Origin of the sequence: Streptomyces sp. NPDC002809 (assembly GCF_040295435.1) — a bacterium.
Lineage (GTDB): Bacteria > Actinomycetota > Actinomycetes > Streptomycetales > Streptomycetaceae > Streptomyces.
Window position 1 is genome coordinate 1 of the sequence record NZ_JBEOVJ010000185.1, and the last position, 1,086, is coordinate 1,086.

General features: G+C 64.1%; 1 protein-coding gene. It reads left to right on the plus strand.

The genetic code is table 11. From position 1 onward, the window contains the following. Positions 1-1,086 (plus strand): amino acid adenylation domain-containing protein (locus ABT025_RS39450; RefSeq protein WP_351003657.1); only part of this gene is annotated, 1,086 nt, incomplete at both ends.

Below are 1,086 nucleotides of genomic sequence, written 5' to 3' on the forward strand. Positions count from 1 at the left end.
ACCTCGCCTACATCATCTACACCTCAGGCTCCACCGGCCGCCCCAAAGGCGTCGCCCTCGAACACCGCGGCGTCGTCAACTACCTCCACTGGTGCAACCAGAACTACCCCGTCAAAAACCCCGGCGGCATCGGAACCATCCTCTACTCCTCCGTCACCTTCGACCTCACCATCACCGCCCTCTTCCTCCCCCTCATCCAAGGCACCCAACTCGCCATCCCCCAGACCACACCAGGCCAGACCGCCTTCGACGCCGCCATCGACCTCATCCTCACCAACACCCCCATCAGCTTCCTCAAAGCCACCCCCTCCCACCTCGAAATCCTCGCCGCCCACCTCACCACCCACCACGCCACCCACCACATCACCACCCTCGTCGCCGGCGGCGAAAACCTCACCCCCACCCTCGTCACCCAACTCCTCGACACCAGCACCACCCACACCACCATCAGCAACGAATACGGCGCCACCGAAGGCTCCGTCGCCAACGTCATGAGCCTCACCACCACACCCGACCCCAACGGACACACCACCACCCTCGGCCAACCCATCACCAACACCACCACCTACGTCCTGGACCACCACAACCAACCCGCACCCATCGGCATCCCCGGACACGCACTCCTCGGCGGCATCTGCCTCGCCCGCAACTACCACAACCGACCCGACCTCACCACCCAACGCTTCACCCCCAACCCCCTCCACACCCCCACCGACCCCCGCACCTACCACACCGGCGACCTCGTCACCTGGCGCCCCGACGGCACCCTCGAATTCATCGGCCGCATCGACAACCAAATCAAACTCCGCGGCTACCGCATCGAACTCGGCGAAATCGAAAACGCCCTCCACACCCACCCCCACATCCACACCACCACCATCACCCTCCGCGAAGACACCCCCGGCAACAAACAACTCACCGCCTACATCACCCACACACCCGGCACCACCACAAACCCCACCGAACTCCGCACCCACCTCCAACACCAACTCCCCGACTACATGATCCCAACCACCTACATCACCCTCGAACAACTCCCCCTCACCCCCAACGGCAAAATCGACACCAAAGCCCTCCCCGCACCCG